At 70.7% G+C, this 13,065-nt stretch carries 6 protein-coding genes; 3 read left to right on the plus strand and 3 right to left on the minus strand.

Translation table 11 applies throughout. The features are described 5' to 3' along the window. The first annotated feature begins 21 nt into the window (after positions 1 to 21). Positions 22 to 1,161 carry a methionine adenosyltransferase gene (gene metK / locus Q7W29_09510; GenBank protein MDO9172056.1) on the plus strand — a complete coding sequence of 380 codons (1,140 nt, stop codon included), beginning with the start codon at positions 22 to 24 and terminating at the stop codon, positions 1,159 to 1,161. A 99-nt stretch (positions 1,162 to 1,260) separates the two neighbouring features. Here metK and Q7W29_09515 read toward each other — a convergent pair whose 3' ends face one another. The 3 genes from Q7W29_09515 to Q7W29_09525 form a co-directional block, all read right to left on the minus strand. Then, positions 1,261 to 2,421: a PKD domain-containing protein gene (locus Q7W29_09515; GenBank protein ID MDO9172057.1), complete on the minus strand. Its 1,161-nt coding sequence runs from the start codon at positions 2,419 to 2,421 to the stop codon at positions 1,261 to 1,263. 152 nt (positions 2,422 to 2,573) lie between these two features. Continuing rightward, positions 2,574 to 3,647 (minus strand): LptF/LptG family permease, encoded by a 1,074-nt coding sequence (locus Q7W29_09520; GenBank protein MDO9172058.1) that lies wholly within the window; start codon positions 3,645 to 3,647, stop codon positions 2,574 to 2,576. Then, positions 3,647 to 5,014 (minus strand): LptF/LptG family permease, encoded by a 1,368-nt coding sequence (locus tag Q7W29_09525; protein ID MDO9172059.1) that lies wholly within the window; start codon positions 5,012 to 5,014, stop codon positions 3,647 to 3,649. The genes Q7W29_09520 and Q7W29_09525 overlap by 1 nt, the downstream gene beginning before the upstream one ends. Before the next feature lie 229 nt (positions 5,015 to 5,243). Here Q7W29_09525 and Q7W29_09530 point away from each other — a divergent pair, with 229 nt between their 5' ends. Beyond that, positions 5,244 to 11,894 (plus strand): hypothetical protein, encoded by a 6,651-nt coding sequence (locus Q7W29_09530; GenBank protein ID MDO9172060.1) that lies wholly within the window; start codon positions 5,244 to 5,246, stop codon positions 11,892 to 11,894. Between the two features lie 19 nt (positions 11,895 to 11,913). Beyond that, on the plus strand, positions 11,914 to 12,873 hold the full coding sequence (locus Q7W29_09535; protein ID MDO9172061.1) for a M28 family peptidase: 960 nt from the start codon (positions 11,914 to 11,916) through the stop codon (positions 12,871 to 12,873). Positions 12,874 to 13,065 lie beyond the last annotated feature (192 nt).

The raw sequence follows: 13,065 nt of genomic DNA on the forward strand, positions 1-13,065 counted from the left end.
ACGAGCTGGAGGAGTCCGCGCATGTCCCAGCGTCACCTGTTCACCAGCGAGTCGGTCACCGAGGGCCACCCCGACAAGGTCGCGGACCAGATCAGCGACAGCGTCCTGGACGCGATCCTCGCGGTCGACCCCAACGGGCGCGTGGCCTGCGAGACGCTGGTCACCACCGGCCTCGCGATGATCGCGGGCGAGATCACGACCCAGACCTGGGTCGACATCCCGCGCATCGCGCGCCGGACCATCCGCGACATCGGCTACACGTCCGCCGCCTACGGCTTCGACCACGAGACCTGCGCGGTGGTCACCTCCATCGACGAGCAGTCGCGGGACATCGCCCAGGGCGTCGACCCCGGCGGCGCCGGCGACCAGGGGCTGATGTTCGGCTACGCCTGTCGCGAGACCGACGTGCTGATGCCCCTGCCCATCACCCTGGCCCACCGGCTGACCCGCCGCCTGGCCGCGGTGCGCAAGAACGGCACGCTGCCCTGGGTGCGCCCCGACGGCAAGAGCCAGGTCACCGTGGAGTACGAGGGCGATCGTCCCGTGAAGGTCCACACGGTCGTCGTCTCCACCCAGCACGACCCCGGCGTCACCGACCTGCGCGAGCGGATCATCGCCGAGGTGATCGCGCCGGAACTGGCGGCGCTGGACCTCGACACCGACGGCGTCATCCACCACGTCAACCCGACCGGCAGCTTCGTGGTCGGCGGCCCGCAGGGCGACTGCGGCCTGACCGGCCGCAAGATCATCGTCGACACCTACGGCGGCAGCGCGCCCCACGGCGGCGGCGCCTTCTCCGGCAAGGACCCGACCAAGGTCGACCGCTCGGCCTGCTACGCCGCGCGCTGGGCCGCCAAGAACGTGGTCGCGGCCACCCTGGCGGAGCGCTGCCAGATCCAGGTCGCCTACGCGATCGGCGTGGCCGAACCCGTCTCGGTGATGGTCACCACCTTCGGCACCGGGCGCGTGCCCGACGACCGGCTGGCCGCCGCCGTGAGCAAGGTCTTCGACCTCACGCCGCGGGGCATCATCGAGGCGCTGGACCTGCGGCGGCCGATCTACCGGCCGACCGCGGCCTACGGGCACTTCGGGCGGGACGAGGCGGGCTTCACCTGGGAGCGCGCGAACCGGATCGCGGAGCTGCAGCGCGCGGTCGGATGAACCGTCGGTTGAGTCGTCGGCTGACGAGTGAACGAAGGCGGAGCCCCGCTGGGCTCCGCCTTCCTCGTTTCGTACCTGGCCGTTTCAGGGAACGCCGCGTCAGGGAGTTCCGGGCGCCAGCACCTCGACCATGACGGTGTCGTGGCGCGTCACGCTCATGTAGGTGTCGAAGACCGTGACCACCACCGGGCACAGCCCCGCGTCCTGGACCGTGAACATGTGGGAGGACTCCCGCTCCCCGTAGGTCGATTCCAGGATGCTGCCGGACCGCCACAGGAAGTCGAACCGATCGAACTGGCCGAGGGCCGGGTCGAAGCCGCAGACCTCGGCGGTCGCGGAGAAGTACGCCCTGCCGTCGGTGCAGGCGTCGGGGTAGTGGCCGAACGAGACGTTGGTGGCGGAGTTGCGGACCGGCTTCACGTCGACGAGGCGGCGGCTGGCGTCGTAGAGGTAGACGTCGGCGACGAAGTCGGCGGGGGCGCCCGTCCAGCCCAGCAGCAGGTTGAAGTTGGCCTGCGTGGTGCCGGTGCTCTGCCCGCGCCCGTTCAGCCAGACACGGTAGTAGCCGTGGGCCGGGATCGACACGGTCGAGGCGAAGAGGAACTTGTCCCGGTCGTAGGGGTCGTTGGTCAGGGACCAGTTGCCGATGTTCACCGCGGCGCCGGTGGGGTTGTGCAGCTCCAGCACCGGTTCGAAACGGTTCTGGTTCTCCGGGTTCGGGAGCACCGCGTTGAAGGCGAGGATCTCGTTGATGATCGGCTGGCTGCGGAAGTTCCCGCCGCCGGAGCCGCCGTTGGTGGCGCCGATGGTGTGCGTCGGGAAGTAGGCCAGGCTCGCGGTGACCGTCGTGTCGGGCGAGGACCGGACGAGCAGCGAGTCGGCGCGGATCTCGACCGAGACGAAGGACGACTTGCTGTCCCCGTCGTCGTCGGTGACCGTCACCGCGACTTCGTAGGTGCCGGGCTCCGCGAACACGTGGTGGGTGGTCGAGCCGTGCCCGGTCGCGCCGTCCTGGAAGTTCCAGAGGATGTCGAGATTGGTGTTGGCGCCGGTCGGATCGGGCCCGGGATCGCCGCCGGAGACGAAGGCGACGAACTGGACGTCCGCGGGCGCGATGCCGCAGTCGACGTTCGCCTGGACCCGGGTGATGACCGGGGCGAGGTCGTCCTTCTCGCCGCAGCCGGACAGCAGCGCGAGCGCGGTGGCGGCGATCATCGCGGCCAGCAATGGGCGGCCGGGCAGGTATTGGCAATTGCGCATGAGGCTGGCTCCGTCGTCACGGTGGGGCACCGCGCACCCCCGCCCGACACGGCGGGGCGGCGGCGCAGAACGTCATCAACGTATAAAGTTAGGCCCGGGCGGGCAAGGAGTCCAGCGAAAAGCCCCCGGAACGCCCGGTCACCGGCGCCCGGTCACCGGCGCACTCGCAGCCACGCCACGATCGCGACCCCGGCGTAGGCCAGGTTGCCGGCCCAGGCCGCCAGGAAGGGGGGGAGCGTGCCGTTGTGGCCCAGCGACCGTCCGAAGTTGATGGCCAGGTAGTACCCGAAGCTGATGGCGATCGTCCAGCCGAACCCCGAGGCGACCGTCGTCTTGCGGGGGCTCGAGGCCAGCAGGATGCCCAGCACCACCACGATCAGGTGCACCACCGGGAAGGACAGCTTGAACTGCAGGTCGACGCTGTGCGCCGTGGCGTCGCCGCCGCTGCGCCGGATCATGGCGATGTAGCGCCGCAGCTGCCGGGCGTTCATCGCCTCGGGCTTCAGCCGGTCGTCGAGGAAGGTGCGCGGCGTGATGCCGTCCAGGCCCGAGGCGTATTCGGCGAAGCGGATGAGGCTGTCGCCGCGGGCGGTGAAGACGCGGCGGGTCCCGTCCGCGAGCACCCACTGGCTGCCGTCCCAGTCGGCGCTGGCGGCGTCGATCCGCTCCAGGACGCGGGCTCCCGCGACCGTATGGACGCGGAACTCGCGGATCTGCTGGCGCTCGGGGGAGAAGCTGCGGACGTAGTAGAGGCGCCCGTCCGTGCCGTTGAAGGCGGCGTCGTTGGTCGGGCGCACGCGGTCGGGGTTGCCGTGGATCTCGACCTCCCAGATGCGCGCGACCCGGGCGTTGGTGCGGGGCAGGACGAACTCGCCCCAGACCAGCGAGAGCAGGCAGGCGAGCAGGGCCAGGACCAGCAGGGGGCGGGTCGTCTGCAGCAGCGAGCGGCCGGCGGCGAACATGGCGCTCAGCTCGTTGTAGCGGGCCATGTCCCCGACGGTGAACAGCGTGGCCATGAGCATGCCGATGGGCAGGACCGTGTCGAGGATCCAGGGGATCTTGTTCAGGTAGTAGCGGGCGATCATCGACGCCGTGGCGTGGTTGTCGACGAAGTTGTCGAGGTGGCCGAAGAGGTCGACCAGGGAGAACAGGACGATCGCGCCGACCAGGGTGAAGCCCAGGATGCGCAGGAAGCCGGCGACGACGCTGCGGTGGACGAGTTGCATCACGGTCTCCGCGTCCGTCGGCCCCAGGCGTTCTCGCGCGCGGCGTGCACGAGCAGGGGGATCCCGATCGCCGTCAGCACCCCGTCGGCCGCCCACATCGCCAGGGCCGGGTCGAGCCGCCCGCGGTCGGCCATCTTCTCGCCGCCGATCAGGAACAGGTAGTAGAAGAGGTAGAACGCCAGCGCCAGGGTCAGCGAGACGCCCCGCCCGGAGCGCGACGCCGTGACGGCCATGGGCAGCCCGATCAGCACGAAGACCACGCAGGCGGCGGGGATGGCCAGCTTCTTGTGGAACTCGACGAGGAAGGTGTTCTCGCGGGCCTGCTTGGAGCGCAGCACGCTCAGCTGGAACTCCGAGGCGCGGCGCACGCGCTGCACCTCCTGGCGGGTGGCGCGCAGCATCTCGAGCCGCCGGCCGCGGGTGTCGGCCGGGCCGCCGGACGGGGCTTCGGTCAGGCCCCCGCGCGCCGGCGCGTCCAGCAGCAGCCACTGCCGCTCCGCCGCCCCGCCGGCCAGCTCCCGCTGCCCCGCCATGGTCTCCTCGCGGTCGCGTCGCGCCTCGGCGGCGGCCCCGAGCAGGGCGGTGAAGTCCATCTCGCGGTCGCCGCGGCTGGTGCGGCCGGAGTCCTCGAGGTCCCGCTCGACGTCCGCGAGCTGCAGGTCGTGCCGGCGGAAGCGCGTGATGGTGTACTGGGAGAGGTCGCGGTCTTCCGGCAGGTCGTGGATCTCGCCGTCGTACAGCTCGATCCGCATCGCGTTGCGGTCGTGCAGGGGCACGATCAGGCCGCGCGCGGCGGTGGTCATCGTCGGGGAGGTGTCGCCGGGCCCGCTGCGCTCCAGCAGGACGATGTCCAGGATCTCGTTTGTCTTCTCGTTCTTTTCCTTGACGTAGATGGTGGTGAGGTCGTTGAGGTCCGTGAACATCTGCTCGCGGATCTCCATCATCGGTCTTTTGTGTTTGATGTCGTACAGGAGGTTGGCTAGCCTGTGGTTCGACTCCGGGAAGACGTAGTGGTTGTAGGCGGTCAGGCCGGCCGCCACCAGCGCGGCGCCGAACAGCAGGGGCCGCAGGATGGCGTAGAGCCCCACGCCGCTCGCCTTCATGGCCGTGATCTCGTGGTCCGTGGCGAGCTGGCCGATACCCATCAGGACCCCGATCAGGACCGCCATGGGCACGGATAATGCAAACGTGTAACCCAGGCTCAACAGAAGCACTTCCGTGGCCACCACGAACGGCACGCCCTTGGTGACGAACAGATCGACGTAGCGGTACAGGTTGTCGATGATCAGCACGAAGGTGATCACGAAGAAGCCGAACACGAAGGGTCCGGCGGTGGCGCGCAGCAGATGCCGTTGGAGCAGGATCATGGTGGTCGCCGCGGCCGCTCCTGTCGCCTGAAGGGGGCGGCCTGACTCCTTTCGAGGACGATCGAGGGCGCCTGGTTCGTACCGGGAACCCGCAGTGTAGCCACTGGTTCCCGGCAGGACAACGATTCTTCGAGGCGGGATCCTCCGGCTCGGTCATCATCTCACCGGTTCCCCGCCGACGGGGGCGGGCCGCGCGTGGCGGCCCGGCGGGAGGCTCAGGTTGTTCGGTGTGCGGGGATGCGACCGGAGGCTGGGCCGGGGCAGGCGGTCGCCGCCGTCCCGGCCCGCGCTCGTCCGTGCCGCGCCGCTCTTCCTGATCGCGTGGCTCGCGCTGCTGGGCGCCGCGGGCGGGGCCGCCGCCGGCGACCTGATCCTCTGGGGCCTCGACCCGCTGCTGCGTTCCACCGACGATCCCCGCCTGCTGGGCGAGGACCGGCTCGTCCTGCGCGAACGGATGCTGGCGCTGGGGTTCGACCCCGTCGGGACGGATTCGCTGTCGCGTTTCGACCGCCGCCTGCGGTACCTCTCCGACGCCGCGGCGGGCGCCGACTGGAAGCGCCGCGTCACGGTGACCGAGTCGTCCGGCCCCCTGGGCATCGAGACCGTCTTCAGCTACCCCGAGTACTTCCTGCTGACGCAATCCCCCCGCGAGCTGCCCGGCGGCTTCGTCTACTACCCGCCCCGGGACACCGACGCGCCCGAGGTGGAGCTGTTCATCGACGACCAGGCCGCGGCCCGTGAGCGGCGGCTGGCCGTGCGCAACCGGGTCGCGCTCGCCAGGGACCTCGACCTGCGCGGCGGCGCCGGCGGCGCCGGGACGCAGACCGGGCTGATCAACCTGACGATCCCGATCAAGCTGCCGCGGACCCTCGAGAAGATCATCGGCCGCGGCGAGAAGACCAACATCCGCATCTCGGGCCGCGAGCACATCTCCATCGCCGGCGAGTCGACGCTGAGCAACCACTTCGTCCAGAGCGAGCGGCGCCGCAGCCAGAGCCTGTTCCCGTCCCTGGACATGGAGCAGCAGCTGCAGATCAACCTCTCGGGGCAGATCGGCGAGAAGATCAAGCTCGAGGTGGACCACAACAGCGAGGGGCTCGGGCCGGAGGCGACCAAGATCCGCCTGACCTTCGAGGGCACCGAGGACGAGATCATCCAGACGATCGAGACCGGCGACGTGGGGCTCACCCTGCCGGGTAGCCAGCTGCTCGGCTACAGCTCCAACGCGTCGGGCCTGTTCGGCCTCAAGGTGACCGGCCAGTTCGGCCCCGCCGACTTCACGGTGCTCGCCACCAAGCAGAAGGCCGAGAGCGCCGGCCGCACCTTCAACTCCAGCGGCGGCTCCCAGACCGAGCACGTCATCTACGCCTACCAGTACCTGAACAACCGCTTCTTCCGCCTCGACCTGCCGCCGAACGACATCGTGGCCCACCGGCGCCCCGATGTGCCGGGACGCGACCGGCAGCAGGAGAGCATCGACCTGGGTTCGGTGCAGGTGTTCCTGTCGGTCACCGGCCGGCAGCAGGACGGCGACATCCGCAACATCGTGGCGGTGACCGACACCACCGGGCTCTGGTCGGCCGAGACCGTGGGCGCGGCGCTGCCGGGCGGCCACTACGGCGAGCTGTGGCGGCCGGTGAACTTCGAGATCATCCGCGACCAGAACGACGAACTGGTCGCGATCGACCTGCTGCGCGAGTACGGCTTCTACGACGTGCTGGCGGTCATCTACGAGGTGATCCTGCCGGACGGCACCCGGCGGCGCGTCGGCGACAAGCCGGGCGTCGACGAGACGAACCGCGTGGAGTACCAGGGCGAGCTCTACTACCGCATGAAGATGCTGAAGCCCCAGAACCCGGAGCCCTACACCTGGCAGTACGTGCTGCGCAACATCTACCCCCTGGGCGGCAGCAACATCGACGCCGCCAGCTTCGACCTGCGTCTCGAGACCACGCTGCAGACCAACTACCCCGAGCAGGACCTGGACAACACGGGCGCCGGCAGCGGGCTGAAGTGGATCCGCATCTTCGGGCTCGACCGCACGACCCCGCAGAACGTCGCCGGCCACGACGACCGGGTCGACGCGCACGACCCCTACCTCTTCGACCTCACCCGCGGCCTGCTGAAGTTCCCGCTCGACTTCCCGGAGCCGTTCAACGCCGCGCCGGAGGTCTACGAGGCCTTCGCCGACTCCTCGGTGTACGACCCGCAGACGACGCTGCTGGACACCATCCCCCAGATCTACAGCACCGCCATCACCCCGCAGCAGATGACCCAGTACACCCAGTACCGCTTCGTGGCCACGCACGCCGCCGCCTCCAGCACCTTCAACCTCGGCGCCTCGAACATCGAGGAGGGCTCCGAGACCGTGACGCTCGACGGCCGCACGCTGGTGCGGGACACCGACTACGTCATCGACTACTCCTTCGGCGAGGTCACGCTCAAGGGCGAGGCCGCCGCCAACATGACGGCGGACTCCCGCATCGCCGTGAACTACCAGTTCGCCCCCTTCGTGGGCGGCGGCAACAGCAGCCTCATGGGCTTCAACCTGGGGATGGACGTCGGGCGCGACGGCCGCTTCGCCACCACCTGGCTCTACGAGAGCAACGCGGTGGTGGGCCACAAGGCGAAGCTGGGCGAGGAGCCCAGCCGCACGCTCGTGGGCAACCTCAACGGCCAGGTCACCGTGCGGCCCGGGGTGCTGACCGGGTTCGCGAACCTGCTGAGCCGGCACGACTCCGACCGCGAGAGCAACGTGCGGCTGACCGGCGAGCTGGCCCTGAGCGTCCCCAACCCCAACACCTTCAACGAGGTCTACGTCGAGGACTACGAGGGGGTCGACTCCTCGGACCTGCTGCCCGTCAACCGCCTGGCCTGGAGCGCCGCCTCGGTCCCGGCGCACGGCACGGGCCTGTCCGTGCCGCCGGGCGACCCGCGCGCCTACCTGGTCGGCCGCGAGTTCACGCCGCAGGGGCGCCTCGACACCCGCTGGTTCCTGCCGCGCGAGATCACCCAGCGCCGCTACCTGAACCCGGAGCTGCGCGAGCAGGAGGCGCGCGAGTCGCAGCAGGTGCTCCAGATCCACCTGTCGAACGGCGGCGAGGCGTGGACGCCGGAGAGCTGGGGCGGCATCACGCACGGGCTCGGCCGCAACGGCGTCGACCTGACCAAGGCCCAGTTCCTCGAGTTCTGGGTCAACGACTTCCGGCACGAGGCGCTCGGCACGACGCCGGACGGCACCCTGCACTTCGACTTCGGGTACATCAACGAGGACGGCTACTGGCCCGTGGGGACCGGCGGCGCGCTGGAGACGGGCACCTACCAGCGCGAAGACGGCGTCATGGGCGACGCCCCGGACGGCATCTGGGAGATCCGCGAGGACGTCGGTCTCGGCAACGACGCCGTGCGGGACCGCTTCAACGCCGACTTCGGCACCGACGGCGACCCCTACCCGTGGATCAACGGCACCGCCGGCAACAACCGCGAGGACTCCGAGGACCTCGACGGCGACTCCATCCTCGACGACAAGGACGGCTTCTTCACGATCAGCGTGGACCTGGCCGACTCGGCCATGGTCGACGTCCTGCGCGACTTCCCGCCGTCGGAGGTGACCGCGAACCTCGACCAGCGGCTGTCCTGGCGCAAGTACCGCATCCGTCTCGGCGACCGGCTGCCGGTGGTGCCGCCCGGCGGCATCACGCCGCAGCTGGCCACGGCGACCCACCTGCGGATCTGGTTCGAGAACCGCGACCCGGCCGCCGCCGAGACCGTGCGCGACATCCAGCTGACCGAGATCAAGCTGCTCGGGACCCGCTGGGAGCGGGAAGGCGTGCGCCGCGTGCCGTCGGCCGCGGCGCCCGACGAGCTGCTGCTGACCCCGGCCGACCTGGCGGCGGGGGAGGAGTTCTTCCTCGGCGAGGTGAACAACAAGGAGAACCCGGACTACGCCCCCCCCTTCGCCCTGCGCATCGAGAACCAGGTGCAGGAGAAGGAGACCTCGCTGGTGCTCGACTACCAGAACCTGCAGCGCCAGCACATGGTCCGCGCCAGCCGGCTGATCTCGCCCCAGGGCGAGGACTTCACGCGCTACGAGCGCCTGCTCTGGTACGTCTTCAACCCCGACCCGGACCAGGCCGACATGGAGGTCTTCTACCGGGTCGGCGCCGACACGCTCAACTACTACGAGATCAGCTACCGCTTCGACGAGAGCGACGGCGCCCGCAGCGGCTGGCAGGCCATCAGCCTCGACCTCGCCGAGCTCAGCAACGCCAAGCTCGACGCGCGGGACCCCGTCTCGGGCTGGATCGTGACGCGCGTGCGCGACTCGGAGGCCGACCGCGACTACCGGGTCCGCGTCGTCGGCTCGCCCGACCTGCGCCGCGTCAAGCGCTTCTACCTGGGCGTGCGCAACACCGACCGCAGCGCGGGGGCCAGCGGCTACTTCTACTTCAACGACGTCCGGCTGCAGTCGGTGCGGCGGGAGATGGGCTTCGCCGAGCGCATCGCCATGAGCGTGAACATGGCCGACATCATCAAGACCGACTTCGACTGGTCGCGGCGGGACGCCGAGTTCCACGGGTTGAGCAGCGACGTCGGCCAGGGCTACACGAACGAGGACTGGAACCTCACCTCAAGCTTCCGCGTCGACGATTTCGTGCCGCTGCTCGGCTACCGCGTGCCGGTGAGCCTCGGCCGCCAGTCCGGCGTCCGCCGGCCCAAGTACGTCACCAACAGCGACATCGAGATCATCGACGAGGCGCTGCGCGAGCGGGAGTCCTCGCGCAACGAGCGGGAGAGCTTCTCGGTGCGCGTGACGCGGGCGCCCTCGGTCCACCCCCTGTTGCGGTACTTCGTCGATCCCTGGACCGTCGGCCTCAGCGGCTCGCGCTCCGGCGACGAGACGCCGCTGGCCATCCAGCGGGGCAAGAACCTGCAGGGCTCGCTCACGTACGACCTGCGCATCGCCGGCGACCGGAAGCTGGAGACCGTCCCGCTGCTCGGCCGCGTCCCGCTGCTGCGGAGCGTCGGGCTGCTGCCCTCGAAGGTCACGTTCAGCGGCAACTACTCCGCGACCGAGCGCCGCGCCCAGAACTACAACGTGCTGACCGGGATCTTCGAGGCCCGCCCGACGCAGCGGACGCGCACCGGCGCCCTCACCGGCTCCTTCTCCTACAGGCCGCTGCCCATCGTCGACCTGGACTTCACGGCCCGCTCCGACCGCGACCCGCTCCGGCCGCAAGAGGCCCTGGGCTTCAACTTCGGGCAGGAGAACGTCTACGCCCAGCAGGTCCAGCTGCGCTTCCAGCCCCCCCAGCGGCTGGAAGCGCCCGCGGGCTGGTGGGCGCGCCCGCTGGACCTCGCGCTGCGCGCCTCGCGTTCCCTGCGCCCGACGCTGAACTTCAACGGCTCGTTCAGCGACAACCATTCGCCGTCGGTGCGCCAGACCGGCGACCCGCCCGGGATCAGCAACATCCAGAACAGCGGCGACTGGACCGTGCGCCTGTCGCTGCCGATCGACGGCCTGGTCAACCGGCTGGTCCCGCGCCGGTCCACCCTCTCGCGCGACGAGCAGGGCGCCCGCCTGCGGCAGCAGGCCGAACAGGCGCGGCGCCAGCAGGGCGGCGGCGGGACGGGCGGCCCCGCCGCGACCGGCGAGCCGGCCGGGACGGAAGAACCGGGTGCCGTCGGCGTCTCCAGCGCGACGCCGGTCCGCGACCCGCGCCTCGACGACCCGAACCTGACGGACGAGGAGCGCCGGGCGATCGAGGAGGAGGCGCTGCTGCGCCGGGCCGAGGATGAGGCGCGGGACGAGCAGGAACGCCGCGAGCGGCGCGAGCGGGAGCGGACCCTCGCCGCCCCGGCCCTCGCCGATTCGGCAACGGTCGCGGCCGCCGCCGCCGCCGACACCGCCGCCGCCGCACCCGCGCCGGGACGGCGCTGGCGGGTGCCGAACCCCCTGCCCGGGTTCCTGGAGGTCCTGCGGGAGACCCAGCCGGTCCAGGTCAACTACTCGCGCAAGAAGCAGGCGAGCTACGGCCGCTTCACCGGCAACGCGCCGTTCTGGTACCGCGTCGGCTTCTACAACGACTACGCGGCCGCCGAATCGCTCTACGTCAGCCACGGCCTCAGCGACCAGACCGCGCTCACGATGTCGACCAGCACGAAGCTGGGACGCATGGCCTCGCTCGACGTGAACTACTCGCGCACCGTCAGCGAGGCCGAGCAGGCGGGTCTGGTGACGGAATCCTACAACCGCGACTGGCCGGACCTGCGCTTCTCCCTGACGGGGCTCGAGCGGCTCGGCCTGCTCGGCGGCGGCGGCACCGACGGCCTGCTGCGGTCGGCCAACCTGCAGGTCAACTACAAGTTCACCCGCAACGTCCCGAACATCACGGCGACCCAGTACAACCCGCGCGAATCCAGCCAGATCACGCCGCGCCTGAACTTCACCTTCCAGAACGGCATGTCGGCCAGTCTGAACGTCGGCAGCAGCGTGGACCGGTCCGAGCAGACCGGCAGCCTGAGCTCGACCGGCCGCTTCAACGTCAACGTGCAGCTGCGGCACCAGTTCCGCGCCGAGAAGCTGCTGTCGCGGCTCGGCCTCTACAAGCCCGGCGCCCAGCCGAACATCAACATGGACATCGACATCAGCATGTCCCGCGACACCACGGAACGCTGGTTCGCCGGCTCGGACCGCGCGGGCGAGCCCGACCAGAGCACCGGCACCTCCCGGTGGAGCTTCAACCCCCGCTTCAGCTACCAGCTCAGCCGCAACCTGTCGGGGGCGTTGCGGTTCATCTACTCGCGGGACACGGTCAAGGAGACCGACCTGGTGACGCAGCGCTTCGGGCTGGGACTGGAGGCGACCTTTGTCTTCTAGGAACGTGTCTTCTAGAAACGTGTCTTCCCGCGACACCGGGCGCCCGCGGCGCTCGCCGCCGGCCGTCGCGCTGTTCCTGGCCGCGGCGGCGCTGGCCGCGGCCTGGGGCGGCGCGGCCGGCGCCGCCGAGTTCGACGGCGCGCGGGCGATGTCCTGGCTGGAGCGCCAGTGCGCCTTGGGGCCGCGCATCCCCGGTTCGCCCGGCCACGCCGCCCTGGAGGCGGCGATCCTCGAACACGCCCGCTCCCTGGGGCTGACCGCCCACCGCCTGCCCTTCGACCGGCCCCATCCCTACGCCCGGGAGACGCTGCGCCTGACGAACCTGGTGATCCTGGCGGGCCGGGGCAGCGGCCCCCGCCTCTGGATCGGCGCGCACTACGACAGCCGGCCGACCTGCGACCGCGACCCCGACCCCGCGCGCGCGGCCCGGCCGCTGACCGGAGCCAACGACGGCGCCAGCGGCACCGCGGTCCTGCTACACCTGGCCGAGCTGATGGCGGCCGAACCGCCGCCGCGGCCCGTGGCGCTGATCTTCTTCGACGGCGAGGACCTCGGCCGCGCCGGGGACCTCGACGGCTACTGCCTGGGCTCGCGCCGGCTGGCCGAGCACTGGAACGACTTCGGCGCGCCCCTCGCCGGCCCGCCGCCGCGGGGGCTGATCCTGCTGGACATGGTCGGCGACCGCGACCTCGCGATCCCGCAGGAGGGCTACGGCCTGGCGCTGGCCGGGGAGTGGACCCGGACCGTCTTCGCGCGGGCGGAGGCGCTGGGGCTGTCGGCCTTCGTGCCGGAGCCGGGGCCGGCGGTCTTCGACGACCACGTGCCGTTCCTGCATCGCGGCCTGCCCGCCGTCGACCTCATCGACTTCGACTACCCGGCCTGGCACACCGCCGCCGACGTGCCGGCGGCCTGCTCGGCCGCCAGCCTGGAGCAGGTGGGGGCCCTGGTCTGGGACCTGATCCGGCACCCGCCCGACTGAGCTGCCCGACCCCGGATCCCGGAGCCGGTTTTTCCTTGCCGCGGGGCCCAGCCCGGGTGTATATTGGCCCCACTTCAGGAGTGTGCCGACCCGGCACGGTTTTTGGAGTGGGCGCAAGTCCACTTCTTTTCATGTACGGCCCCCCGCACGGGGGTCGACGGCGGGAGGCGGCGGCGTGGACCGTTACGAGCT

Source organism: bacterium (genome assembly GCA_030654305.1).
GTDB lineage: Bacteria > Krumholzibacteriota > Krumholzibacteriia > LZORAL124-64-63 > LZORAL124-64-63 > PNOJ01.